Origin of the sequence: Kitasatospora sp. NPDC015120 (assembly GCF_043080305.1) — a bacterium.
Lineage (GTDB): Bacteria > Actinomycetota > Actinomycetes > Streptomycetales > Streptomycetaceae > Kitasatospora.
This window is the reverse complement of the sequence record NZ_JBIBVJ010000001.1, coordinates 758,765-782,501: the sequence shown is the minus strand read 5'-3', so window position 1 is coordinate 782,501 and position 23,737 is coordinate 758,765. Positions and strand designations below refer to the sequence as shown.

At 74.7% G+C, this 23,737-nt stretch carries 20 protein-coding genes and 2 tRNA genes; 19 read left to right on the top strand and 3 right to left on the bottom strand.

Annotated features, from left to right (window positions below):
• Positions 1–16 precede the first annotated feature (16 nt).
• Entirely contained in the window at positions 17–1,312 is a 1,296-nt protein-coding gene (locus ACF1AK_RS03680; RefSeq protein ID WP_391497111.1) for a M14 family zinc carboxypeptidase, read from the bottom strand.
• 417 nt (positions 1,313–1,729) lie between these two features.
• Here ACF1AK_RS03680 and ACF1AK_RS03675 point away from each other — a divergent pair, with 417 nt between their 5' ends.
• The 11 genes from ACF1AK_RS03675 to ACF1AK_RS03625 all read left to right on the top strand — a co-directional run bounded on the left by ACF1AK_RS03675 (position 1,730) and on the right by ACF1AK_RS03625 (position 16,532).
• Complete coding sequence (locus ACF1AK_RS03675; RefSeq protein ID WP_380294621.1) at positions 1,730–3,658, top strand: TIGR03960 family B12-binding radical SAM protein; 1,929 nt, start codon at positions 1,730–1,732, stop codon at positions 3,656–3,658.
• Positions 3,659–3,913: 255 nt separating this feature from the next.
• Positions 3,914–4,714: a TIGR03936 family radical SAM-associated protein gene (locus tag ACF1AK_RS03670; RefSeq protein WP_391497110.1), complete on the top strand. Its 801-nt coding sequence runs from the start codon at positions 3,914–3,916 to the stop codon at positions 4,712–4,714.
• A gap of 395 nt (positions 4,715–5,109) precedes the next feature.
• The gene (locus tag ACF1AK_RS03665; protein ID WP_391497109.1) at positions 5,110–8,817 is read left to right on the top strand and encodes a ribonuclease E/G; all 3,708 of its coding nucleotides are present in this window, start codon (positions 5,110–5,112) and stop codon (positions 8,815–8,817) included.
• 219 nt (positions 8,818–9,036) lie between these two features.
• The gene (gene rplU / locus ACF1AK_RS03660) at positions 9,037–9,351 is read left to right on the top strand and encodes a 50S ribosomal protein L21 (protein ID WP_030309710.1); all 315 of its coding nucleotides are present in this window, start codon (positions 9,037–9,039) and stop codon (positions 9,349–9,351) included.
• 12 nt (positions 9,352–9,363) lie between these two features.
• Entirely contained in the window at positions 9,364–9,621 is a 258-nt protein-coding gene (rpmA, locus tag ACF1AK_RS03655; RefSeq protein ID WP_344342406.1) for a 50S ribosomal protein L27, read from the top strand.
• Between the two features lie 102 nt (positions 9,622–9,723).
• Positions 9,724–11,202, top strand: coding sequence for a GTPase ObgE (obgE, locus tag ACF1AK_RS03650; protein WP_391497108.1), 1,479 nt, complete (start codon positions 9,724–9,726; stop codon positions 11,200–11,202).
• 219 nt (positions 11,203–11,421) lie between these two features.
• Positions 11,422–12,558, top strand: coding sequence for a glutamate 5-kinase (proB, locus tag ACF1AK_RS03645; protein ID WP_391497107.1), 1,137 nt, complete (start codon positions 11,422–11,424; stop codon positions 12,556–12,558).
• A gap of 141 nt (positions 12,559–12,699) precedes the next feature.
• Positions 12,700–13,224 (top strand): hypothetical protein, encoded by a 525-nt coding sequence (locus ACF1AK_RS03640; RefSeq protein WP_391497106.1) that lies wholly within the window; start codon positions 12,700–12,702, stop codon positions 13,222–13,224.
• Positions 13,225–13,328: 104 nt separating this feature from the next.
• Positions 13,329–14,651 (top strand): glutamate-5-semialdehyde dehydrogenase, encoded by a 1,323-nt coding sequence (locus ACF1AK_RS03635; RefSeq protein WP_391497105.1) that lies wholly within the window; start codon positions 13,329–13,331, stop codon positions 14,649–14,651.
• A gap of 100 nt (positions 14,652–14,751) precedes the next feature.
• On the top strand, positions 14,752–15,342 hold the full coding sequence (locus tag ACF1AK_RS03630; RefSeq protein WP_391497104.1) for a hypothetical protein: 591 nt from the start codon (positions 14,752–14,754) through the stop codon (positions 15,340–15,342).
• 125 nt (positions 15,343–15,467) lie between these two features.
• Positions 15,468–16,532: a hypothetical protein gene (locus ACF1AK_RS03625; protein WP_391497103.1), complete on the top strand. Its 1,065-nt coding sequence runs from the start codon at positions 15,468–15,470 to the stop codon at positions 16,530–16,532.
• 86 nt (positions 16,533–16,618) lie between these two features.
• Here the strand turns inward: ACF1AK_RS03625 and ACF1AK_RS03620 are convergent, their stop codons facing one another.
• Entirely contained in the window at positions 16,619–17,698 is a 1,080-nt protein-coding gene (locus ACF1AK_RS03620; RefSeq protein WP_391497102.1) for a M48 family metallopeptidase, read from the bottom strand.
• 265 nt (positions 17,699–17,963) lie between these two features.
• Between ACF1AK_RS03620 and ACF1AK_RS03615 the strand changes: the two genes are divergently transcribed.
• The 8 genes from ACF1AK_RS03615 (at position 17,964) to ACF1AK_RS03580 (ending at position 22,624) form a co-directional block, all read left to right on the top strand.
• Positions 17,964–18,110 (top strand): hypothetical protein, encoded by a 147-nt coding sequence (locus ACF1AK_RS03615; RefSeq protein ID WP_391497101.1) that lies wholly within the window; start codon positions 17,964–17,966, stop codon positions 18,108–18,110.
• Between the two features lie 175 nt (positions 18,111–18,285).
• Entirely contained in the window at positions 18,286–18,444 is a 159-nt protein-coding gene (locus ACF1AK_RS03610) for a hypothetical protein (protein ID WP_344342390.1), read from the top strand.
• A 97-nt stretch (positions 18,445–18,541) separates the two neighbouring features.
• The gene (gene nadD, locus ACF1AK_RS03605; RefSeq protein ID WP_391497100.1) at positions 18,542–19,174 is read left to right on the top strand and encodes a nicotinate-nucleotide adenylyltransferase; all 633 of its coding nucleotides are present in this window, start codon (positions 18,542–18,544) and stop codon (positions 19,172–19,174) included.
• A 22-nt stretch (positions 19,175–19,196) separates the two neighbouring features.
• Positions 19,197–21,056, top strand: a complete 1,860-nt coding sequence (locus tag ACF1AK_RS03600; RefSeq protein WP_391497099.1) for a LytR C-terminal domain-containing protein — start codon at positions 19,197–19,199, stop codon at positions 21,054–21,056.
• Positions 21,057–21,195: 139 nt separating this feature from the next.
• Positions 21,196–21,666: a ribosome silencing factor gene (rsfS, locus tag ACF1AK_RS03595; RefSeq protein ID WP_391497098.1), complete on the top strand. Its 471-nt coding sequence runs from the start codon at positions 21,196–21,198 to the stop codon at positions 21,664–21,666.
• Positions 21,663–22,310: a histidine phosphatase family protein gene (locus ACF1AK_RS03590; protein WP_391497349.1), complete on the top strand. Its 648-nt coding sequence runs from the start codon at positions 21,663–21,665 to the stop codon at positions 22,308–22,310. Before rsfS ends, ACF1AK_RS03590 begins: the two co-directional genes overlap by 4 nt.
• 131 nt (positions 22,311–22,441) lie before the next feature.
• A tRNA-Ala gene (locus ACF1AK_RS03585) sits at positions 22,442–22,514 on the top strand.
• 37 nt (positions 22,515–22,551) lie between these two features.
• A tRNA-Ala gene (locus tag ACF1AK_RS03580) sits at positions 22,552–22,624 on the top strand.
• A 115-nt stretch (positions 22,625–22,739) separates the two neighbouring features.
• On the opposite strand, the gene ACF1AK_RS03575 is transcribed toward ACF1AK_RS03580, so the two are convergent.
• A complete protein-coding gene (locus ACF1AK_RS03575; protein WP_391497097.1) occupies positions 22,740–23,726 on the bottom strand; it encodes a helix-turn-helix transcriptional regulator in 987 nt (328 codons plus the stop codon).
• Positions 23,727–23,737: the final 11 nt, after the last annotated feature.

Sequence of the window (23,737 nt, the reverse complement as noted above, 5' to 3'; positions counted from 1 at the left end):
GGCGCCCCCAGGCGCGCTACCCGGCCGGGGGCAGCAGCAGGTCGGCGGCGGCGAACACCGCCCGGGTCTGGTGGGCGACCTGGGTCTCCACCGGCACCCAGCGGGCGCCCAGCCGGTGCAGGCCCTCCAGGCTCGCCGCGACGATCCCCCGGGCCCGGACCCGGGCCGCGTCCGCCGCCGGACCGCCGCTGTCCGCCAGCAGCCGCAGCAGCATCGAGGCGATCCGCAGCGGCACCCGCTCGGCCGCGATCCGCGCCGCCGTCACCCGGGACACCGTCAGCGGCGCCGACGACCAGGCGGCGAGCCAGTCGTCCACCACCGGGCGGCAGACCGCCAGGTTGAACTCGACGGCGCGCAGCAGCGGTCCGTACGCCACCCCCGCGTGCGGCGGCACCTGCGGCAGCAGGGTGGTCAGCTCGGCGACCCGCCCGCCCAGCCGGTCCGCGCAGGCCCCGACGGCGGCGCGCACGTCCGGCGCCGGGCGGGCGTCGCCGACCGCGTCGACCGCCCACATCGGCACCTCCAGCACCGCCGTCGTGCCGCCGTACCGGCCCGCGTACGACCAGGTGGACAGCTCCGGGCGGTCCGGCAGCGGCTGACGGCGGCGGCCCGGCGGCGGCATCACGTAGCTGCCCGGGGCCGGGCTGTCCCAGCCGACCGCGTCGTAGGAGTCGACGTCCAGCGGGATGCCGCCGCGCGCCACCGAGCGGGCGAAGCGCTCCGCGAGGGCCGGCAGCGGCCGGGTGAGCTGCACGAACGCGCCGCCGAAGTCCACGCCGTGCAGCGAGCACTGGAGCACCGGGCGCAGCTCGTCGATCAGCCCGGTGAGCACCCGGCTCTCCGGCATCGGCGCCAGCGGGCCGTCCGGGTGCGGCAGCAGCTCCGGCTGCTCGTGGAAGGCCGGGCGGAAGAAGTGCTCGTAGTGCCGGGCCGCGGTGAGGGGACCGGTCAGCCAGCCCTCGTTGAGCGCGGCGCCGTCCGGGTCCAGGCAGAGCAGGACGTGCCAGCCGACCCCCGGCCGGGGCGGCAGCTCCAGCACCCGCTCGGCCAGCCGCACGGCGGAGGCCACGCCGACCGGCTCGTTGGGGTGCGGACCGCCGACGGCCAGCACCGTGTGCTCGCCCTCGTCCACCGAGAGCAGGACCAGCGGGCGCCCCGCCCGGGAACGCCCCACCTCGCGGACCCGGCAGCGCCCGGGGTGGCGGCGGGCCAGCCGGCGGGCCGCGGCGACCGCGCGCGCCGCCGTCGGATAGGTCCCGGTGTCCTGTGGCGGGGCGTCGATCCGGCGCGTCCGCCGGCCCGTGTCGGCCATGACTCTCCTGTCCTCGGGGGGCGGGCGGGGCGGCGCGGCCGGGGGCTCGGCGGGAGCGCGGCGCGGGGTCGCGCCGGGTCCTCCCGGCACGGCCGGTGCGCGCGCGGCCGACTCCCTCGTTCCGGGGACGCACAGGACCTTCCGGTGGAGCCTTGCCAGTACCGCACGCGCCCTCGGAGCGTGTCAACAGTCGTCGGGCACCCGCGGTGGGGCCGCGGTGGGCCCGCGGTGGGCCGCCGGTGGGGCCGCGTTCACGTGCCGGGATCCCGGCCCCGGACCGTCCGGGTGCGGTGGATCCGGGCCCTCGGCCGGACCGGGGCGCACGGCGGTTCGGCTACCCTTGAGGGTCACCCCTCCCAGCCGTCGCCCCCGCCAAGTGCGCGGCGGTCCCGAACGTCGTAAGGGTTCCCACTACACATGACTGTCGAATCGGTCTTCCCACGCCTGGAGGCCCTCCTCCCGCACGTCCAGAAGCCGATCCAGTACGTCGGCGGCGAGCTGAACTCGACCGTCAAGGACTGGGACGCCTGCGACGTCCGCTGGGCGCTGATGTACCCCGACGCCTACGAGGTCGGCCTGCCCAACCAGGGCGTCATGATCCTCTACGAGGTGCTCAACGAGCAGGAGGGCGTCCTCGCCGAGCGTACCTACAGCGTCTGGCCGGACCTGGAGGCGCTGATGCGCGAGCACGGCGTCCCCCAGTTCACCGTGGACGCCCACCGGCCGGTGCGCGCCTTCGACGTGTTCGGGCTCTCCTTCTCCACCGAGCTCGGCTACACCAACATGCTGGCGGCGCTCGAACTGGCCGGCATCCCGCTGGACGCCCGCGACCGCACCGACGAGGACCCGGTCGTGCTGGCCGGCGGCCACGCCGCGTTCAACCCCGAGCCGATCGCGGACTTCATCGACTGCGCGGTGATCGGCGACGGCGAGCAGGCCGTGCTCGACATCACCCGGATCGTCCGGGAGTGGAAGGCCGAGGGGCGCCCCGGCGGCCGCGACGAGCTGCTGCTGCGCCTCGCCCGCACCGGCGGGGTGTACGTGCCGAAGTTCTACGACGTCGAGTACCTGGCCGACGGCCGGATCGGCCGCGTCGTGCCGAACGCCCCCGGCGTGCCGTGGCGGGTCTCCAAGCACACGGTGATGGACCTCGACGAGTGGCCCTACCCGAAGCAGCCGCTCGTCCCGCTCGCCGAGACCGTCCACGAGCGGATGTCCGTGGAGATCTTCCGCGGCTGCACCCGCGGCTGCCGCTTCTGCCAGGCCGGCATGATCACGCGCCCCGTGCGGGAGCGAAGCATCACCGGCATCGGCGAGATGGTCGAGCGCGGGCTCAAGGCGACCGGCTTCGAGGAGGTCGGCCTGCTGTCGCTGTCCTCCGCGGACCACACCGAGATCGGTGACGTCGCGAAGGGCCTGGCGGACCGCTACGCCGACGACAAGATCGGCCTGTCGCTGCCGTCCACCCGCGTCGACGCCTTCAACATCGACCTCGCCAACGAGCTCAGCCGCAACGGCCGCCGCTCGGGCCTCACCTTCGCCCCCGAGGGCGGCAGCGAGCGCATGCGCAAGGTGATCAACAAGATGGTGTCGGAGGAGGACCTCATCCGCACCGTCGCCACCGCCTACGGCAACGGCTGGCGCCAGGTGAAGCTGTACTTCATGTGCGGCCTGCCCACCGAGACCGACGAGGACGTGCTCCAGATCGGCGAGATGGCGAAGAACGTCATCCAGAAGGGCCGCGAGGTCACCGGCCAGAACGACATCCGCTGCACCGTCTCCATCGGCGGCTTCGTGCCCAAGCCGCACACCCCGTTCCAGTGGGCCCCGCAGCTGTCCGCCGAGGCCACCGACGCCCGCCTGGCCAAGCTGCGCGACTCGATCCGCGGCGACCGCAAGTACGGCAAGAACATCGGCTACCGCTACCACGACGGCAAGCCCGGCATCGTCGAGGGCCTGCTCTCGCGCGGCGACCGCCGGGTCGGCGCGGTCATCCGCGCGGTCTACGAGGACGGCGGCCGCTTCGACGGCTGGCGCGAGCACTTCTCCTACGACCGCTGGATGGCGAGCGCCGAGAAGGGCCTGGCCGGCACCGGCGTCGACGTCGACTGGTACACCACCCGCGAGCGCGGCTACGAGGAGGTCCTGCCCTGGGACCACCTGGACAGCGGTCTCGACAAGGACTGGCTCTGGGAGGACTGGCAGGACGCCCTGGAGGAGGTCGAGGTCGACGACTGCCGCTGGACGCCCTGCTTCGACTGCGGCGTCTGCCCGCAGATGGACACCCACATCCAGATCGGCCCCACCGGCAAGAAGCTCCTCCCGCTCACCGTGGTGAACAAGTAGGCAGCAGCCTTCGGGACCCCCGGCGGACGCGTCCGCCGGGGGTCCCGGTGCATCCGGACATTCCGGTGGCGGCCGGGCCCGGGGGCCGGGCGCCGACCGGGGGTGGGGCGAGGGGCGGGCCGGGGCGCGTACCCTTTGAGGTGACAGCGTCCGGACGGCGGGGGGAAACGCCCTCCGCCCGGACGGGAAAAACTGACGAAGGACTGAGCGACCCTGGCACGCCGTACGCCCGACGGTCCCCCGCCCGCGCCGACGGTGCAGCGGATCCGTCTCCGCTACACCAAGCGCGGCCGGCTCCGCTTCACCAGCCACCGCGACTTCCAGCGCGCCTTCGAGCGCGCCCTGCGCCGGTCGGCGGTGCCGATGGCCTACTCGGCCGGCTTCACCCCGCACCCCAAGGTGTCCTACGCCAACGCCGCGCCGACCGGTGTGGCCAGCGAGGCGGAGTACCTGGAGATCGGACTCGCCGCCCCCCGCGACCCGGAGGAGCTGCGCGTCCTGCTGGACGAGTCGCTGCCCAAGGGCCTCGACGTGATCGACGCGGTCGAGGTGCGCACGTCCAGCTTCGTGGAGCGCCTGGAGGCCTCCGAATGGCGGGTCCGGCTCGACGGGGTCGAGCCGCAGGAGGCGGCCCGCGCCGTCGCGGCCTTCCTCGCCGAGGAGCGGGTCGAGGTCGAACGCCTCACCAAGAACGGCGTCCGGGTCTTCGACGCGCGCGGCGCGGTCGCCGCGATCGAACTCCTCCCGTCGCAGGTCGACGATGGTGCGGACACGGCGGGCGAAGAGGCCCACGATGTTCGGACCGGGCGTCCCTGTGCGATACTGCGCCTGGTAGTACGACACGCCACACCCGCCGTACGACCCGACGACGTGTTGTCCGGTCTCCGTGCGACGGCCGACCTGGCGCCGCCGGTCCCCGCAGAGGTGACCAGGCTGGCGCAGGGGCCGCTCGACGAGGGGACCGGCACGGTGACCGACCCGTTGGCGCTCGACCGCGCCGCGGCCCCGGCCGGCCCTGTGGCCACCGGCGAGCCGCGCGCAACCGCGTCCGCCTAGCGGGCGGAGGCCGGGTCCAGTTCCCGCTGGGCCCGCTGGTCCTCCAGGCCCCCGCGGCTCCCCAGGGGAGCGAGCGTCGTCGAAGCACAGGCCGGCCTCTTGCGGCCCGCCGACCCCGACGGTCGGTGGGCCCGAGGACCCCGTCCGGGAGCCACCCGGGGTTGGGGAACGGCGCAGCTTGGGAAAACCTCAGAAGACTGGTCAGACCAGAAGACTTTCGACACCCCGCCGAGCGCGGGGCGCCGAGCGAGACTACGAGCCCCTGTGCGGCCTCGCGTCCGCGCGGCGGCACCGTGAAAGGGTCCGGCCCGAGCATCGTCGCGATGCCGGCCGGCCACCGGTGCCGAGCCGTGCCCGGACGCGGAGCCCGGGGGCCTGACGGGAGATCCACCCGCATGCTCGACAACACCGATCCGCAGCAGTCTGCGGCCACGGAACCGAACGACACCGCCGCGACCGGCGGCGACAGCGCGTCCGCCGCGCCGCCGCGCCGGCGCCGCCGGGCGGTGTCCCGCCCCGCGGGAGCGCCGCAGGGCGCGGCCGCCGAGAGCGCCGAGACGGTCGTCGCGGCCGAGGAGCCGGCGCAGACCGCCGCCGCGCCCGAGCCGGCCGCCGAGCCCGAGCCCGCCGCCGCCGAGCCGGCCGCGGAGAAGCCGGTGCGCGCCCGCCGCACCCGCAAGCGCGCCGAGGCGCCCGCCGGTGCGCCCGAGGCCACCGCCATCGTGGTCACCGGGCCGGAGGCCGGGGAGCCGGCGGCCGCGCCGAAGAAGGCCGCGAAGAGCGAGAAGGCCGCGAAGGCCGAGGCGCCGGAGACGGCCGAGGCGCCGGAGAAGCCCGTGCGGGCCCGCCGGACCCGCAAGAAGGCCGAGGTCGCGCCGGCCGAGGAGCCGGTGCAGGCCGTCGCCGAGCCCGCCGTCGCGCCCGAGCCGGCCGTCGCGCCCGAGCCCGCCGCTGAGCCGGTGGCCGTCGAGGCGCCCGCCGAGGAGGCCCCGGCCGCCCCGGCGCGCCGCACCCGCCGCCGCCGGGTCGTCGAGGCCGCCCCGGTGGTCGAGGCCGCGCCCGCCGTCGAGGAGCCGGTCGCCGAGGAGCCGGCGGCCGAGGAGCCGGTCGCCGAGGAGCCCGAGGCCGAGGAGACCCCGGCCGCCCCGGCGCCCGCCGCCGAGCCGCCCCACCGGGTGCGCCGCCGCGCGGTGCGCCCGTCCACCGCGATCTTCCAGGCGCCGGTCTTCCAGGAGCCCGCCCCCTACGTCGCCCCCGCCGCGCCCGCCGCGCCCGCCGCCTCGACGGCGGCCCCGCAGCAGGCCGCCGTCGAGGCGCCCGCCGCGCCCGCCGAGCGCGAGGAGGAGGACGAGTTCGAGTACAGCGGCGTCGGCCGCCGCCGCCGCGTCCGCACCTCGGTGCGGGTGCAGACCCCGGCCCGCCAGAAGCCCGCCGCCCAGAAGCCCGCCGCCGAGAAGCCTGCGGCCGCCAAGTCCGCGGCCGCCAAGTCCGTCGCGGCCAAGCCCGTCGTGGAGGAGCCGCCCGCCGAGGCGCCCGCCGTCGTCGAGGCCCCCGTCACCGGCCCCGAGGCCGAGGACGAGTGGGAGGACGGCCGCCCGTCGCGCCGCCGCCGCCGCGGCGGCCGGCGCCGCCGTCGCGGCGAGGCCGAGGAGGCCGAGGCCGAGACGGCCGAGACCGAGCAGCCCGCCGCCGAGGAGCCGGTCGGCGAGGACGAGGACGAGGACGACGACCTGGCCGCCGGCCTGTCCTCCTCGCGCCGCCGCCGTCGCCGCCGCCGTCGCAGCGGTGAGGCCGGCGCCGTCGAGACCGCCGAGACCACCGAGGACGGCGTCCGCACGGTGGTGAAGGTGCGCGAGCCGCGCCGCCGCTCCACCGAGCCGTCCTTCGACCCGGACGAGGTGCAGTCCATCAAGGGCTCCACCCGCCTGGAGGCCAAGAAGCAGCGCCGCCGCGAGGGCCGCGAGCTGGGCCGCCGCCGGGTGCCGATCATCACCGAGGCCGAGTTCCTGGCCCGCCGCGAGTCGGTCGAGCGCGTCATGGTGGTGCGCCAGAACGGCCAGCGCACCCAGATCGGCGTCCTGGAGGACGGCGTGCTCGTCGAGCACTACGTCAACAAGGAGCAGGCCACCTCGTACGTCGGCAACGTCTACCTGGGCAAGGTCCAGAACGTGCTGCCGTCCATGGAGGCCGCCTTCGTCGACATCGGCAAGGGCCGCAACGCGGTGCTGTACGCCGGTGAGGTCAACTTCGGTGCGCTCGGCGGCCACGGCGGCCCGCGCCGGATCGAGTCGGTGCTGAAGTCCGGCCAGTCCGTGCTGGTGCAGGTCTCCAAGGACCCGATCGGCCACAAGGGCGCCCGCCTGACCAGCCAGATCTCGCTGCCCGGCCGCTACCTGGTCTACGTGCCCGAGGGCTCGATGACCGGCATCTCCCGCAAGCTGCCGGAGAACGAGCGCGCCCGGCTGAAGCAGATCCTCAAGAAGATCGTCCCGGACGACGCGGGCGTCATCGTGCGCACCGCCGCCGAGGGCGCCTCCGAGGAGGAGCTGACCCGCGACGTCCAGCGGCTGCAGCAGCAGTGGGAGGACATCCAGAAGAAGGCCGCGACCGGCAACGCCCCCGCGCTGCTGTACGGCGAGCCGGACATGACGGTCCGGGTCGTGCGCGACATCTTCAACGAGGACTTCACCAAGGTCATCGTCTCCGGCAACGAGGCGTGGAACACCATCCACGACTACGTCGCCAACGTGGCCCCGGACCTCGCCGGGCGGCTCCAGCGCTGGACCTCCGAGGTGGACGTGTTCGCCACCTACCGGATCGACGAGCAGCTGATGAAGGCGCTGGACCGCAAGGTCTGGCTGCCCAGCGGCGGTTCGCTGGTGATCGACCGCACCGAGGCGATGGTCGTCATCGACGTCAACACCGGGAAGTTCGTCGGCCAGGGCGGCAACCTGGAGGAGACGGTCACCCGGAACAACATCGAGGCGGCCGAGGAGATCGTGCGCCAGCTGCGGCTGCGCGACCTCGGCGGCATCATCGTGATCGACTTCATCGACATGGTCCTGGAGTCCAACCGCGACCTGGTGCTGCGCCGGCTGCTGGAGTGCCTGGGCCGGGACCGGACCAAGCACCAGGTGGCCGAGGTCACCTCGCTGGGCCTGGTGCAGATGACCCGCAAGCGGGTCGGCCAGGGGCTGCTGGAGTCCTTCTCCGAGCCCTGCGTGCACTGCAACGGCCGCGGTGTGATCGTCCACATGGAGCAGCCGAGCGCCCACGTGCACGCCGGTGGCGGCGCGGCCGCCGTCGAGGCGGGCCCGGGCGGCGGCAAGCGCCGTCGCCGGGGCAAGGGCGGTGCGGCGCACGAGGAGCCGCAGGCCGTCGAGGCGGTCGTGCCCGCCGAGGCGGCCGAGCCGGAGGAGGCCGTCGAGGCCGCCGTCGAGGCGCCGGTCCGCGAGGAGATCGAGGGCCAGCTGGCGATCGAGGTGCCGGGCGTCGAGGAGGCGCCGGCCGAGGCCGCCGCCGAGCCGGCCGAGGCCGCGGCCCCGGTCGTCGAGGCCCCGGCCGCTCCGGCCGCTGCTCCCGCCGGGCGGCCCCGCCGCCGGGCGGTGCGCAAGGCCACCGCCCCGGCCGGTGCGCCGGGCGAGGCGGAGATCGTGGTGCTGCAGGCCAAGGCCGAGGCGGCGCTGCAGTCGGCCCTCGCGGCCGTCAGCCCGGCCGCCGAGGCCCCGGCCGGGGAGCAGCCGGCCGAGGCGCAGGTCGCGGCCGTGACCGAGGAGGCGGCCGCGCCGGCCGCCGTCGAGGCCGCGGGCGAGACGGTCACCGAGCCGGTGGCCGAGGCCCCCGCCGAGGAGCCGGCCGTCACCGCGCCGGCCGCCGAGGAGCCCGTCGCCACGGAGGAGCCCGCCACCACGGAGGAGCCCGCCGAGGAGGCGCCGGCGCCGAAGAAGCGGGCGGCCCGCAAGACCGCCGCGAAGAAGACCACCGCCGCCAAGAAGACGACGGCGGCGGCGAAGAAGACCACCGCCCGCAAGACCGCCACCAAGCGGACGAGCGCGGCGGCCAAGAAGGCGGCGGCCGCCGAGGGTGATACGGCGGCCGAGTAGTGCCCGGCCCGGGGCGGACACCCTCCGCCCCGGGCCCGTACGGGCCGGTTTGCCCCCGCGGCGGCCGGTCCGTATTCTTGACCACTGGCGTGTCTACGCCATGCTCCCGAGCACATCACCTCCCGGTCCTCGCGAGAGGCCCACGGGAGAGGTCCCCTGTGTCCGTACCCAGGTGGCTGGCATCAGGAGCTCCGACCGAGTTGGGAAAGTAGGTACCGCATGTACGCGATCGTTCGCGCAGGCGGCCGCCAGCACAAGGTCGCCGTCGGCGACGTGCTGGAGATCGACCGTATCGAGGCCAAGCCGGGTGACTCGGTGGAGCTCTCCACCATCCTGGTGGTCGACGGCGAGGCCGTCACCTCCGACCCGTGGGTGCTGGCCGGCGTCAAGGCCCACGCCGAGGTCGTCGACCAGACCAAGGGTGACAAGATCGTCATCCTGCGCTACAAGAACAAGACGGGCTACCGCCGTCGCCAGGGTCACCGCCAGCAGCACACCGCGGTGCGCATCACCAGCATCGACTCGGTCAAGTAAGGGGATAGCCAGATGGCACACAAGAAGGGCGCAAGCTCTACCCGCAACGGCCGTGACTCGAACGCCCAGCGCCTCGGCGTGAAGCGCTTCGGCGGCCAGGTCGTCTCCGCCGGCGAGATCCTCGTCCGCCAGCGCGGCACCCACTTCCACCCGGGTGCCGGTGTCGGCCGCGGTGGCGACGACACCCTGTTCGCGCTGACCGCCGGTGCCGTGCAGTTCGGCACCCGCCGCGGCCGCAAGGTCGTCAACGTCGTGGCCGTCGAGGCCTGAGTCACACCTGACTCACACTGAAGGGTGGGCCGGAATGTTCCGGTCCACCCTTCGCGCTTTACCGCAGGCAGAACCATCTTCTTTCACATCGGAGGCACACCCATGACCACCTTCGTGGACCGCGTCGAACTCCACGTCGCCGCGGGCAGCGGGGGCCACGGCTGCGCCTCCGTGCACCGCGAGAAGTTCAAGCCGCTCGGCGGCCCGGACGGCGGCAACGGCGGCGAGGGCGGCAGCGTCATCCTCACCGTCGACGCGCAGGTCACCACCCTGCTCGAATACCACCACTCGCCCAAGCGCAAGGCCACCAACGGCAAGCCCGGCGCGGGCGGCCACCGCACCGGCGCCGACGGCCAGGACCTCGTCCTCGCCGTGCCGGACGGCACCGTCGTCCTGGACAAGCAGGGCAATGTGCTGGCCGACCTCGTCGGCCACGGCACCAGCTTCGTCGCCGCCCAGGGCGGCCGCGGCGGCCTCGGCAATGCCGCGCTCGCCTCCGCCCGCCGCAAGGCCCCCGGCTTCGCGCTGCTCGGCGAGCCCGGCGACGCCCGCGACATCGTGATGGAGCTCAAGTCCGTCGCCGACGTCGCCCTCGTCGGCTACCCGAGCGCCGGCAAGTCCTCGCTGATCTCCGTGCTCTCCGCCGCCAAGCCGAAGATCGCCGACTACCCGTTCACCACCCTGATCCCCAACCTCGGCGTGGTCACCGCCGGCGACACCGTCTACACCATCGCCGACGTCCCCGGCCTGATCCCCGGCGCCAGCCAGGGCAAGGGCCTCGGCCTGGAGTTCCTGCGGCACGTGGAGCGCTGCTCCGTCCTCGTGCACGTCCTGGACTGCGCGACCCTGGAGCCCGGCCGCGACCCGCTGAGCGACCTGGAGACCATCGAGGCCGAACTCGCCCAGTACGGCGGCCTCGACGACCGGCCGCGGCTGGTCGCCCTCAACAAGGTCGACGTGCCGGACGGCCAGGACATCGCCGACCTCACCCGCGCCTCCCTGGAGGAGCGCGGCTACCGCGTCTTCGAGGTGTCCGCCGCCTCCCGCAAGGGCCTGCGCGAACTGAGCTTCGCCATGGCGCAGATCGTCGCCGAGGCGCGCGCCGCCAAGCCGGTCGAGGAGTCCACCCGGATCGTGCTGCGCCCGGCCGCCGTGGACGACGCCGGCTTCACCATCACGGAGGAGGACGGCGCCTACCGCATCCGCGGCGGCAAGCCCGAGCGCTGGGTGCGGCAGACCGACTTCTCGAACGACGAGGCCGTCGGCTACCTCGCCGACCGGCTGGCCCGCCTCGGCGTCGAGCAGGAGCTGTGGAAGATCGGCGCGCACGAGGGTGACACCGTCATCATCGGCCCCGACGAGAACGCCGTCGTCTTCGACTGGGAGCCGACCATGGCCGCCGGCGCCGAGATGCTCGGCCGCCGCGGTGAGGACCACCGCTTCGAGACCCAGCGCCCGGCGGTCGACCGCCGCCGCGAGAAGCAGAAGGGCAAGGACGCCGCCGAGGCCGAGTACCTCGCCTTCGAGGCGCTCTCCAGCGGCCGCCAGGCCGCTATCGAGGGCGACGACGAGGACTACTGAGCCGGCCCGCCCCGGGACACCGACAGGCCCCCGCCACCCGTGCCAACGGGCGGCGGGGGCCTCCGCGTTGACGCGCCGCCGGCCGTCCGGCGGCCGGGCCGGGCGCGGTCCGGCGGGCGGAACGCGATGCCGTCCGCCGGCGCCGATCGCGTAGATTGCGGGGGACAGGCCGGGCCCGCGCCCGCCGCCAGCGCACCACACCGGAAGGGCGAACCCGAGATGAGCGAGGACGAACTGCGGGCGGAGGTGCTGACCGCGCGGCGCATCGTCGTCAAGGTCGGCTCCTCCTCCCTGACCACGGCCGCCGGCGGCATCGACGCCGACCGGGTCGACGCGCTCGTCGACGCCCTCGCCAAGGTCCGCACCCGCCCCGACGCCCCCGAGATCGTGCTCGTCTCCTCCGGCGCCATCGCCGCCGGCCTCTCCCCGCTCGGCCTGGAGAAGCGGCCCAAGGACCTCGCCCGCCAGCAGGCCGCCGCGAGCGTCGGCCAGGGCCTGCTGATCGCCCGTTACACCGCCTCCTTCGCCCGCTACGGCCTGCGCGTCGGCCAGGTCCTGCTCACCGCCGAGGACGCCAGCCGCCGCGCCCACTACCGCAACGCCTACCGCACCCTCGACCAGCTGCTGGCGATGGGCGCGATGCCGGTCGTCAACGAGAACGACACCGTCGCCACCGCCGAAATCAAGTTCGGCGACAACGACCGGCTGGCCGCCCTCGTCGCCCACCTGGTCCGCGCCGACCTGCTCGTCCTGCTCTCCGACGTCGACGGCCTCTACGACGGCGACCCGTCCCGCCCCGGCACCAGCCGGATCGGCCAGGTCGCCGGACCGCACGACCTCGACGGCATCGAGATCGGCAGCGCCGGCAAGGCCGGGGTCGGCACCGGCGGCATGGTCACCAAGGTCGAGGCCGCCCGGATCGCCACCGGCGCGGGCATCCCCGTCGTGCTCACCGCCGCCAGCCACGCCGCCGACGCGCTGGCCGGACGCCCCACCGGCACCCTGTTCCTGCGCACCGGCAGCCGCTCCTCCGACCGGATGCTCTGGCTCGCCCACGCCAGCAGCCCGCGCGGCGCCCTGCACCTGGACGCCGGCGCCGTCGACGCCGTCGTCTCCGGCGGCGCCTCGCTGCTGCCCGCCGGGGTCACCAAGGTCGACGGCGAGTTCGCCGCGGGTGATCCGGTGGACCTTCTTGCCGAAAACGGCCACATCGTGGCGCGCGGACTGGTCAACTTTGATGCGAGGGAGTTGCCCCGCCTGCTCGGCCGGTCCACCCGGGACCTGGCCCAGGAGTTCGGCGCCGCCTACGAGCGGGAGGTCGTCCACCGCGACGACCTGGTCGTCCTGCGCGGCTGACCCGCCGCCGGACCGCCGGAAGCGCGGGCGGCTCCGCACGGGGAGCACGCCCGGCCACGGGCGAGGAGGGGCGCGGTCGTACGCGCGCCGGCCGGGGCCGGCGGGTACGACGACACGACATCGCCGAACAGGAGGCCGCCGGTGGAACGCAGGCGCGAGGCAGCGCTGACCGGAGGGACCGCGGGCCGGCGGCTGACCAGCATCGACGGCGGCGCGGACGACGGCGCCGCCGGGCCGGCCGGTCCGCCGCCCCAGGGGCCCGGCACGGTGCACCGGCTCCGCACGGAGCGGCGCCCCGGCGCCGAACCGCCCGTCGGACCCGACCAGGCCCGGCTCTGGCACGTGGTGCTCAGCGTGGCCGGCTCGATCACCCCGCTGTCCGAGCTGCGGGCCGGCCTCGAACGGCTGGCGCACGACCACTCGTTCTTCCTGACCGCGCGCTACGCCGCCGACCACGCCGAGATCCGCTACTGGGAGCAGGCCCGCGACCTGCACGACGCGGCGGCGATCGCGCTGCGGCTGTGGGGCGAGCACAAGGTGACGGCCAAGCTGCCGCCGTGGGAGATCGTCGGCCTGGAGGTGGTGGACCGGGCGACGTACCACAAGCGCGTCGCCGAGGGCTTCGCCGGCCCGCCCCCGCAACTGGGCGGGGTCCACCCGTACTGAGGCTACTGAGGGGGAGAACGGCGAGCGAGGCCGGCGCCGGAAGGGGTGTCTCATCGGGTGAAATGGGGCGGGGGAGGGCCGGAGCGCTCCACTACGCTGGGCGCATGAGCAGCGACCTCGCCACCGCCGACAGCCCCGTCCTCGCCGTAGCGCGCCGAGCCCGGGAGGCGGCCGCCTCGCTCGCCCCGCTGCCGCGCGGCACCAAGGACGCCGCGTTGCGGGCGGTCGCCGACGCGCTGGTCGCCCGCGCCGCCGAGATCACCGCCGCCAACGCCGAGGACGTCGAGCGGGCCCGCGCGGCCGGCACCGCCGAGTCGGTGATCGACCGCCTCACCCTCACCGCGGAGCGGATCGCCGCCATCGCCGCCGACGTCCGCGCCGTGGCCGGCCTGCCGGACCCGGTCGGCGAGGTCGTGCGCGGCTACACCCTGCCCAACGGCCTGGACGTGCGGCAGGTCCGCGTGCCGCTCGGCGTCGTCGGCATCATCTACGAGGCCCGCCCCAACGTCACCGTCGACGCCGCCGCGCTCTGCCTGAAGTCCGGCAACGCCGTGCTGCTGCGCGGCTCCGCCTCCGCCTACCGCTCCAACACCGCGCTGGTCGCCGTGGTGCGCGACGCGGTCGCCGCCGCCGGGCTGCCCGCCGACGCGGTCCAGCTCGTCCCGGGCGAGAGCCGGGACTCCGTGCAGGAGCTGATGCGCGCCCGCGGCCTGGTCGACGTGCTCATCCCGCGCGGCGGGGCCTCGCTGATCCGCACCGTCGTCGAGGGCTCCACCGTGCCCGTCATCGAGACCGGCACCGGCAACTGCCACGTCTACGTCGACGCCGAGACCGACCTCGCGATGGCCGTCGGCATCCTGCTCAACTCCAAGGCGCAGCGGGTCAGCGTCTGCAACTCGGCCGAGACCCTGCTCGTCCACCAGGACGTCGCCGACGCCTTCCTGCCGCTCGCGCTCGCCGCGCTCGCCGAGGCCGGGGTCACCGTGCACGGCGACGACGCGGTGCTCAAGGCCGCCGAGGGCTCGGCCGCGACCGTGCTGCCCGCCACCGACGAGGACTGGGAGGCCGAGTACCTGTCGTACGACATCGCGGCCGCCGTCGTCCCCTCGCTGGACGCCGCCGTGGCGCACATCCGCCGCTGGACCTCCGGGCACACCGAGGCCATCGTCACCACCTCGCAGGCCGCCGCCCGCCGCTTCACCCAGCTCGTCGACTCCACCACGGTGGCCGTCAACGCCTCGACCCGGTTCACCGACGGCGGTGAGTTCGGCTTCGGCGCCGAGATCGGCATCTCCACCCAGAAGCTGCACGCCCGCGGACCGATGGGCCTGCCCGAGCTGACCAGCACCAAGTACATCGTCACTGGTGACGGCCACGTCCGGGGCGGGGCGACGCCGACCGTGGGCGGCGCCGCGGCCGCCGGCTGAGCCCGTCCGGGCCGTCCGGCGCCGGCCGGCCGTCACACGGGTGACGGACCAACTGCCCCGAGCCCCAGACAAATCGCCCGCCCGGTAATACGCTGAATCCGTGGCTGACGATGTGGGGGGCTTGCCGTACCCCGACGGTGCCGACCACGGTGGTGCGGACGACGAGTTCGCCACCGTGGTCTTCGACGAGGCGTTCGTGCGGTCCGCCGCCGTGCACGAGCCGACGGCCAAGGAGCGGCAGCTCGCCGCCGCCGAGGCCCGGTTCGAGCCGGACACGACGGGTCCGGGCTGGGCCTATGACGTCCCGGCCGGGGACGGACTGCCGCTGGAGCTGCGGCCGTACCCGAGCCGGCTCGACGACGACCACCTCTACCCCGATCCGTGGACCGGCCCCGGCCGGGCCTCCGGGAGACGGCGCCCGCGGCGCTGGCGCCCGGGGGGCTTCGACCCGGTCGGCGCGGGCCGCGGCCGGTACGTCGCCCAGCAGCGCTGGCACCGCCCGGTGGCCTGGGTGCTCGCCGTGATCATGGGCGTGAGCCTGGTCGCGGTGGCGGTCGCGGCGATCTACCAGGGCGTGGGCGGGGCCGCCGGTACGCCCCGGCGGCCCGAGTCCGGCAGCAGCAGTCCCGGGGCCGACCCGGCGCCGCCGCAGGTCGAGCCCTCGCTCGTGGTCACCGCGCCGACGGGCTGAACCGCGGGGTGGCGGGGGCGGCGCGACGGGGCGACCGGAGGCGGCCGTGACCGGTCACGGTGGGTTCGCGGTGAACTGCCGCAGGCCCCTCGTGGAGGGGCGAGGGTGCGCCTTACCCTGGTGTCATGGGTGACCCGCGTGAGCCTCCGGAGGGTGCGCCCGAGGGTGGTTCCGGAAACGAGGACGAGTACCGGTCCGTCGTCTTCGACGAATCGTTCGTCCGGGCTGCCCGGATCCAGGAGCTGTCGGCCCGCGAGCGGCTGTCCGGCGCGTTCGGCCGGCCCACCCGGTCGAAGGTCCGGCTGGGCCCGCTCGGCACCGTGCCCCGGCAGGCGCTCGCCCTGCTGCTGGTGATCCTGCTGGCGTTCGGGGCCGCCGTGTACTTCGGCGTCAGTTCGCCGGTGCGGCCCACCGCCCGCCCCCAGGGCAGCCAGCTGACCGTGAGCCTGGTGGCGCTGACCCCGGCCTCGCCGGTCCACGCGGCCGCCGACCCGGCCAACCCCTTCGCCGGCCTGCCGCCGGGCTACAGCGACGGCGCGGTCGGGCTGGGCACGCCGGCCGGGGCGGCGAGCGGGCACTTCTCCCGGGTCGAGGTGACCAAGGCGCTCGACACCGTGCAGCGCTACCTGGTGGCCTCCTCGCTGTCGCCGGCGGTGCTGGTCCAGGGGTCGACCGCGGAGGTGCGGGCCTTCGTCACCCCCGGTGAGCAGGCCCAGTTCGACGCGAGCGTGGTCCAGCCGGTCGACGACCGGCACCACGCGCTGACCGGCTGGCTGGTCCGCTTCGACCCGGCGCACGTCGCGCTGGCCGCGGACACCGTGAAGGTGGCGGGCGCGATGCGGATCGACGAGGCGGACAGCGGCACGCTGCGGATCACCACCGACCACACCTTCGTCTACGCGCTGAAGGCGGCCGGGGCGCCGAGCGGGGCGCCGGTGACCCTGGAGACCGTGCGGCGGCAGCTGACCTTCGAGTTCGACCGGGTCGACCTGGCGGCGGCGCAGCTGCGGCTGGTGGACTCGGTGCTGCAGGCCGGGCCGGCGCCGTGCGACGGCTCGTTGGCCGGGGTGGTGCAGCCGGTGCTGGCGGGCACGGAGGCCACCGCGCCGCCGGCGGTGCCGCAGACGGTGGACCCGGGCAACCACGCGCGGCCGGCCTGGCAGGTGTGCGGGGTGCTGGCGGGCAGCTGAGGCCGCCGGCGGCCCGACGGCCCGACGGCCCCCGGCCGGGTGGCGGGAGGCCGTCGGGCCGTCGGAACGTTTCTGCGGGCGGTGCCTCAGCCGTTGTCGCCCGAGCCGCCGTCCTTGCCGTTGCCGTTGCCGTTGCCGTTGGCACGCCCGGCCCCGGTGAAGGTGTCGCGCAGCTTGCCGCCGACCGAGGCCGCGCCGCCCGCCACGTCGCGGATGAGGCCCATCAGCGGGTCCTTGCTCTCCTTCACCGAGGTCGTGTAGTGCTCGGCGGCGGCCCGCCACTGCTCGCCGACCGAGGTGTCAGGGTCGTCGGTGCGGCGCGGGTAGGCGCCGGCCAGGATGGAGCGGTACTCCTCGCTCTCGGCCCACTTCTTCAGCTGGGCGACCCGGACCACCGCGAACGGGTGGCTCTGCGGCAGCACCTGCAGCAGCTTGAGCACGCCGTCGCGCAGGTCGCCGGCCTTCTCGTACTCCTCGGCCTGCTCCAGGAAGGCGTCGACGTTCATCTCGGCGAGGTTGTGGCCGCCGGCCAGCTTCATCAGCGCCCGCATCGAGGCCTGGAGGTCCTGCCCGGCCAGCAGGCCGGCCCGGTCGCTGGAGAGCTCGGCCTTGCGGAACCACTCCTTGAGCGCGGTGACGATCGCCATGATCGCCAGGTTGCCGAGCGGCACCCAGGCTATCCGGGCGGCGATGTTGGTGAGGATCATCAGCATCGTCCGGTAGACGGCGTGCCCGGACATCGCGTGGCCGACCTCGTGGCCGATCACCGAGCGGAGCTCCTCCTCGTCCAGCAGCTCCACCAGGCCGCTGGTCACCACGATCACCGGCGTGTCGATGCCGATGCAGTAGGCGTTGACCGTCGGGTCCTGGGTGACGTAGAGGTCCGGCACCTTCTCCAGGTCGAGCACGTAGGCGGCGTCGCGGACCATCTCGTGCAGTTCGGGGAACTGCCGCTCGGAGGTCTTCACGGCGGTGGCCAGGAACATCAGCCGGATCGAGCGCTCGGAGACGAGGCCGGCGAGCTTCTTCAGCACGTCGTCGAAGCCGGTCAGCTTGCGCAGCGCGACGAGCGCCGAGCGGTCCGCCGGGTGCTCCCAGGCCCGGGTGGAGATCTCCGGGAAGCGCTGGCGGCGCCGGCTCGGGGTCTTCGCGGTCGTGTCGGTCATGTGTGACTGCCTCCCTGTCGACGGTGGCCCCGGTCCCCGGCCGGCCCCCGCTGGTCTTCGTCTGCAACGACTGTCCGGACAACGTCCGCGGTTGCGCACTCGTCCCCGACGGTGTGTCCCAAGTGGCGCGGCGGCCGTCCGGGGCGGCGCGGACGGCGCCCGCGGGGGCGGTGGGCGGCGCGGGTGTGAGGGCGGTTTACCCTGAATGCCCGGGAGAGCCGGGCCACCTCAGGCCGCGGCACCGCGCAGTCCGAGGAGCCCGCAGATGTCCACCGCCGCCCTTGCCAGCCTGGCCGCCCCGATCTCCTCGGAGAACGGCCCCGGGCTCTTCCTGCGGATCATCGTGGTCGCGTCGTTCGTCGGCGTGGGCCTGCTGGCCTGGATCCTGCTGCGGGCCGGCCGCAACAACTGACAGCGGCCCGCCGGGCCCCGTCCGCCCGCCGCCGCCGGGCCCCGGCTCACGGCGCTTCAGCCGCGGTGGGCCGCCGAGCGGTTGCCGTGTAACCCCCCGTACGATGACGGGTGGGCCCTCACCGGTCCGCACCACACCCCTGCCCGCCATCCGAGCCGAGAAGGTCCCGCCGACCATGAGCACTGCCGCCGCACTCCCCGTCCTGAACCTCCTCGCGAACGAGGGCGAGGGGGGCAACCACGACAGCCTCAACCCGTACCTGACGGGTGGCGCCGCGCTGTTCGTCCTCCTGGTGCTGCTCTTCGTGACCACCCGCTTCAACCGGGACCGCTGACCCGGCCGACGGTGGCCCGGGGTGCGGCACCGCCCCCGGGACGCCCGTCACCCGGCCGTTCCCGCACCGCAACGGGCGTCGCGTAAGGTGTGGCGCCATGGGAGAGCAGACCGGGGATCCCGGAGCACCGGCGCGGGACAAGCGCCGTCTCGGCGTGATGGGCGGCACCTTCGACCCGATCCACCACGGGCACCTGGTCGCCGCCAGCGAGGTCGCCAGCGCGTTCCACCTGGACGAGGTGATCTTCGTCCCGACCGGGCAGCCGTGGCAGAAGAGCGACCGTGAGGTCAGCCCGGCCGAGGACCGTTACCTGATGACGGTCATCGCCACCGCGGAGAACCCGCAGTTCTCGGTCAGCCGCATCGACATCGACCGCGAGGGCCCGACGTACACCGTCGACACCCTGCGCGACCTGCACGCGCTGCACCCGGACGCCGACCTGTTCTTCATCACCGGTGCGGACGCGCTCGCCCAGATCCTCTCCTGGCGGGACTCCGACGAGCTCTTCTCGCTCGCGCACTTCATCGGGTGCACCCGGCCGGGGCACACGCTGTCGGACGCCGGGCTTCCGGTGGGCGGGGTCTCCCTGGTGGAGGTCCCGGCGCTGGCCATCTCCTCCACGGACTGCCGCAACCGGGTCGCCAAGGGCGAGCCGGTCTGGTACCTCGTCCCGGACGGCGTGGTCCGCTACATCGACAAACGGGCGCTGTACGCGCCGCACCGGACCTGATCCCGGAGGGGCCGACCGACGGATGAGCGAGCGCAGGGGATCCCAGGGGCAGCAGCCCGGACAGCCGGACGACTGGGCGGCCGGGCAGTACCAGCAGTACCCGCCGTATCAGCAGCAGAGCGGCTACGGGCAGCAGCAGCCCGGGCCGTACGAGCAGCCGGGCGGGTACGAGCAGTACGACCAGTACGGGCAGCCGGTGCAGTCCGCGCCCCCGCCCTACGGGCAGGGGCAGTACGGCTACCAGGACCCGTACCAGCAGCAGGGGTACCAGCCCTCCTACGAGCAGTCCGGGGGCTACGGGCAGCAGGTGCCGCAGGGGTACCAGCAGCAGGGCGGCTACGGCTACCAGGACCAGTACCAGCAGGGGCAGGACCAGTACCAGCAGGGCTACCAGCAGCCGCAGCCGTCGGTCTACACGACCGCGCCGATGCCGGCCGTCGCCGAGCCAGTGACGCCGCCGGCGGCGGAGCCCGTCGCGCCCGCGCCCGTCCCGCCGCGCCCCCGGGTGCCGCGCCCGGCCGCCGCCGAACCGGCCGCCCCCGCGCGGCCCGAAGCGCCGTCCGAGCAGGTCGGCGGCTCCCGCCCGGCCCGGGCCAGGAGCGGCGCCGCGGCCGGTGCCGGGTCCGCCGAGGACGGTTACCCCACGGGCGAGTTCACCTTCGTCGACGACGAGGCGGAGAAGTCCGAGGACGTCATCGACTGGCTCAAGTTCGCCGAGTCCCGCAGCGAGGTGCGCGCCGAACGCCGCCGCAAGCTGCGCACCCGGCTGATCGGCGCCGCCGTGGTCCTCGCGCTCGCGGCGGCCGGCACCGGCGGCTACCTGTGGTTCACCGGCGGCGACAAGGACAACGCGGCCACCGCCGCCGGACCGCGCCAGGTCAACGTCGTCCACCTGCGCGATTTGCAGGGCAAGGTCTCCAGCGCGCTGCTGGTCAACGACGCCTCCGGCCGCAAGGGCACCGTGCTGCTGCTGCCCGACGCCCTGCGGCTGCCCGGCCCCGGCGACCCGCCGGTCACCACCGTCGGCCAGGCCATGGACACCCTCGGCGCCTCCGGCACCCGCGACGGCCTGACCACCGTGCTCGGCGCCCCGGTCGCCGGCACCTGGCGGCTCGACACCCCGTACCTGGAACTGCTGGTCGCCCAGCTCGGCGGCGTCCGGGTGGACACCAACGCCGAGGTCCACGAGGGCGGCAAGCCGGACGGCAAGGTGCTGGCCGCCGCGGGCAAGAACACCCTGCTCGGCGGGAAGGCCGCGGTCGCCTACGCCACCCTGCAGAACGAGGGCGAGAACCGCGACGCCCAGCTCGCCCGGTTCGGCCAGGTGATGGACGCCGTGGTGCGCACCATGCCGGTCGAGTTCAAGGACGCCAAGGACGACGTGCACCGGATGAACGCGGTGCTCGACCCCTCGCTGCCCGAGGACGCCCTCGCCGGAGTGCTCGCCCAGCTGGCGCAGCTCTCCAAGGACGGCCGGTTCGGCACCACCGCGCTGACCGTCAAGCCGGACGGCTCGCTGGACGAGGCCACCGCCGGCAAGCAGGTCAAGGACGTCCTCGGCGGCACCGTCAAGGCCGCCACCAGCGGCGACGGACCGGTCCGGGTCTCCCTCCAGGACGCCACCGGCAACGACCAGGCGGCCGCCGCGGCCCAGGTCCAGGTGGTCAACGCGGGCCTCACCTTCGTCCCCGGCGGCGCCAAGGGCGCACCGCAGGCGGCCAGTGAGATCCGCTACACCGACGACGCCCGGCAGGCCGCCGCGAAGTCGCTGGCGACCAGCCTCAACCTGCCGGAGACGGCCGTGAAGAAGGTCACCGAGGCGCAGAACGCCGACCTGGTCGTCGTCCTCGGCAAGGACTACGCGCCGCCCAAGGCCCCGTAGCCCGGGCGCGGACGCCCGGCGGGCCCCGGTGGCCCCGGAAATCGGTTCCGGGGCCACCGGGGCGGCGTGAGATCCTGGAAGGCGATCCCCGGCGCGCCGCGCCCGGGGCGCCCCCAAGCCGCCGAGCCGGAAGAACACCGTGACCGCCACTGAGCACAGCCAGGAACTCATCAACGTCGCCGCCCAGGCGGCGGCCGACAAGCTGGCCCACAACATCGTCGCGTTCGACGTCAGCGAGGTGCTGTCGATCACCGACGCCTTCCTGATCGCCTCCGCGAGCAACGACCGCCAGGTCCGCTCGATCGCCGAGGAGATCGAGGACCAGCTGCGCGAGAAGCTGGACATCAAGCCGGTGCGGCGGGAGGGCGAGCGCGAGGGCCGCTGGATCCTGCTCGACTACCTCGACATCGTCGTGCACGTCCAGCACTCCGAGGAGCGCTCCTTCTACTCGCTGGACCGCCTCTGGAAGGACTGCCCCGAGCTGCCGCTGCCGGAGGACGCCCTGGCCTCCCGCAACCGCCCGGACGCCCACACCGACGCGGCCGGCAACGCCGTCGCCCTGGCCGAGCAGGCCCCGGCGGACGACTTCGGCGCCGAGGACTACAGCTGAGCCGGGGGGCGCGGGGTCCGCGCATCGTCTTCTGGCGGCACGGCCAGACCTCCTGGAACCTCGAATCCCGCTTCCAGGGCACCACGGACATCGAGCTGACCGGGCAGGGCGTGCTGCAGGCCCAGCGGGCCGCCCGGCTGCTCTCCGGGCTGCGCCCGGACCTGCTGATCTCCTCGGACCTCCAGCGGGCCCGGCGCACCGCCGCCGAGCTGGCCGCGGTCACCGGCCTGGACGTCGAGCACCACGAGGGGCTGCGCGAGACCTACGCGGGCTCCTGGCAGGGGCTGACCAACGCGGAGATCCGCGAGCGCTACCCCGAGGAGTACGCGGCCTGGACGCAGGGCGAGCCGGTGCGGCGCGGCGGCGGCGAACTCGCGACCGAGGTCGCCGACCGCGCCGTGCCGGTGGTGCTCGACGCGGTCGGCAAGCTGCCCGACAACGGCACGCTGGTCGTGGTCAGCCACGGCGGCACCATCCGCACCATGCTCGGGCGGATGCTCGGCCTGGAACCGGAGCTGTGGGAGTGCTTCGGCGGGCTGTCGAACTGCTGCTGGTCCGTGCTGGGCCGGGGCGCGCGGGGCTGGCGGCTGTTGGAGCACAACGCGGGCACCCTGCCGCAGCCGGTCATCGGCGACGACACCTGAGGTCACCGGCGGGGGTGCGGAGGGGGCACCGGGGGGCGGATTTCGCAGTTCCGGGCCTTTGCGGTTAGAGTCTTCCTCGTTCGCACGGAGGGAACGCGGCCCGGAAGGGAAGCGGGAGATCCGGTCAGCGAGGGGCTGTAGCTCAGTTGGTAGAGCGCTTGCATGGCATGCAAGAGGTCCGGGGTTCAATTCCCCGTAGCTCCACTCCGCACCCGGGGTCCCGAGGGACCACGTGTGTCGCGGGGCTGTAGCTCAGTTGGTAGAGCGCTTGCATGGCATGCAAGAGGTCCGGGGTTCAATTCCCCGTAGCTCCACAGACGAGGAAGGCCGTCACCCGGTGGGTGGCGGCCTTCCGGCGTTCCCGCTGGTCCCGTTGCCCCCGGCCTGCCCGGTGTGCCCGGCGCTCCCCGGGTGCCGCGCGTTGCGGGCTCAGCAGACGGGACCGGTGCGGGAGTGGCCGCACGGGGCGGTCCAGCCGCCCGGCCGCAGCGCCGCCAGCCGCTCCACCCGCGCGCGGTCCTCCGGCCCGTCCGGGGTGTAGACGGCGACGTACGCCTCCGGCACCCCGGGGATCGTCAGGTACGTCGCGTTCAGCCGCATCACCCCCACCCCCGGATGCCGGAACACCTTCAGCGAGGTCGACCGCGAGGACACCTCCTGGCGGGCCCACAGCTCCCGGAACTCCGCGCTCGCCTCCAGCAGCGACCGCACGTACTCCTCCCAGGCCGGCTCGCCGACGTGCCGGCCGTACGCGCCGCGCAGCACCGCGACCATCTGCGGCAGCTGCTCGTCCCGGTTCAGGAAGGGGTTGCAGCAGTCCGGGCTGGTCACCGTGCACCAGAGGCTGTTGAACCGGCCGTCGGTCGTCCGCGTCCGGCCGGCCGCGAACAGCGCCGCGTAGCTGGAGTTCCAGGCCAGCACGTCGTAGCGGCTGTTGGAGACGGCGGCCGGCAGCGGCACCAGCGCGTCCAGGATCAGCTGGGTCGACGGGTCCGGCACCGGATCCGGGTCCGCCGGGCGGCGCTCCGCCACCCCGGCCAGCCGGAACAGGTGCTCCCGCTCGGCGGCGTCCAGCAGCAGCACCCGGGCCACCGCCGCGAGGACCTGCGCGCTCGCGTTGATCCGGCGCCCCTGTTCGAGCCAGGTGTACCAGGTGACCCCGACCCCGGCGAGCTGGGCCACCTCCTCGCGGCGCAGGCCCGGCGTACGGCGGCGCAGGCCGGGCGGCAGGCCGACGTCCTCGGGGGAGACCCGGGCGCGGCGGGCGCGCAGGTACTCGGCCAGCTCGGTGCGGCGGCGGTCGCGCCGCCCGGCGGGGGCCGGGCCGGCGGAGGGCGGGTCGGTCGGGGGCGGGTCGGCCGGAGCCTTGTTCGCAGGGGCGGGCTTGACGGTGCCGGGGGTGTCCACGACGGTCATACCCGCCATGG

What these genes read in the sequence shown, in the direction of transcription:
- ACF1AK_RS03680 (WP_391497111.1), bottom strand. Translation starts at nt 1,312, where the DNA reads ATGGCCGACACGGGCCGGCGGACGCGCCGGATCGACGCCCCGCCACAG.
- ACF1AK_RS03675 (WP_380294621.1), top strand. Translation starts at nt 1,730, where the DNA reads ATGACTGTCGAATCGGTCTTCCCACGCCTGGAGGCCCTCCTCCCGCAC.
- ACF1AK_RS03665 (WP_391497109.1), top strand. Translation starts at nt 5,110, where the DNA reads ATGCTCGACAACACCGATCCGCAGCAGTCTGCGGCCACGGAACCGAAC.
- rplU (WP_030309710.1), top strand. Translation starts at nt 9,037, where the DNA reads ATGTACGCGATCGTTCGCGCAGGCGGCCGCCAGCACAAGGTCGCCGTC.
- rpmA (WP_344342406.1), top strand. Translation starts at nt 9,364, where the DNA reads ATGGCACACAAGAAGGGCGCAAGCTCTACCCGCAACGGCCGTGACTCG.
- obgE (WP_391497108.1), top strand. Translation starts at nt 9,724, where the DNA reads ATGACCACCTTCGTGGACCGCGTCGAACTCCACGTCGCCGCGGGCAGC.
- proB (WP_391497107.1), top strand. Translation starts at nt 11,422, where the DNA reads ATGAGCGAGGACGAACTGCGGGCGGAGGTGCTGACCGCGCGGCGCATC.
- ACF1AK_RS03635 (WP_391497105.1), top strand. Translation starts at nt 13,329, where the DNA reads ATGAGCAGCGACCTCGCCACCGCCGACAGCCCCGTCCTCGCCGTAGCG.
- ACF1AK_RS03625 (WP_391497103.1), top strand. Translation starts at nt 15,468, where the DNA reads ATGGGTGACCCGCGTGAGCCTCCGGAGGGTGCGCCCGAGGGTGGTTCC.
- ACF1AK_RS03620 (WP_391497102.1), bottom strand. Translation starts at nt 17,698, where the DNA reads ATGACCGACACGACCGCGAAGACCCCGAGCCGGCGCCGCCAGCGCTTC.
- ACF1AK_RS03615 (WP_391497101.1), top strand. Translation starts at nt 17,964, where the DNA reads ATGTCCACCGCCGCCCTTGCCAGCCTGGCCGCCCCGATCTCCTCGGAG.
- ACF1AK_RS03610 (WP_344342390.1), top strand. Translation starts at nt 18,286, where the DNA reads ATGAGCACTGCCGCCGCACTCCCCGTCCTGAACCTCCTCGCGAACGAG.
- nadD (WP_391497100.1), top strand. Translation starts at nt 18,542, where the DNA reads ATGGGAGAGCAGACCGGGGATCCCGGAGCACCGGCGCGGGACAAGCGC.
- ACF1AK_RS03600 (WP_391497099.1), top strand. Translation starts at nt 19,197, where the DNA reads ATGAGCGAGCGCAGGGGATCCCAGGGGCAGCAGCCCGGACAGCCGGAC.
- ACF1AK_RS03575 (WP_391497097.1), bottom strand. Translation starts at nt 23,726, where the DNA reads ATGACCGTCGTGGACACCCCCGGCACCGTCAAGCCCGCCCCTGCGAAC.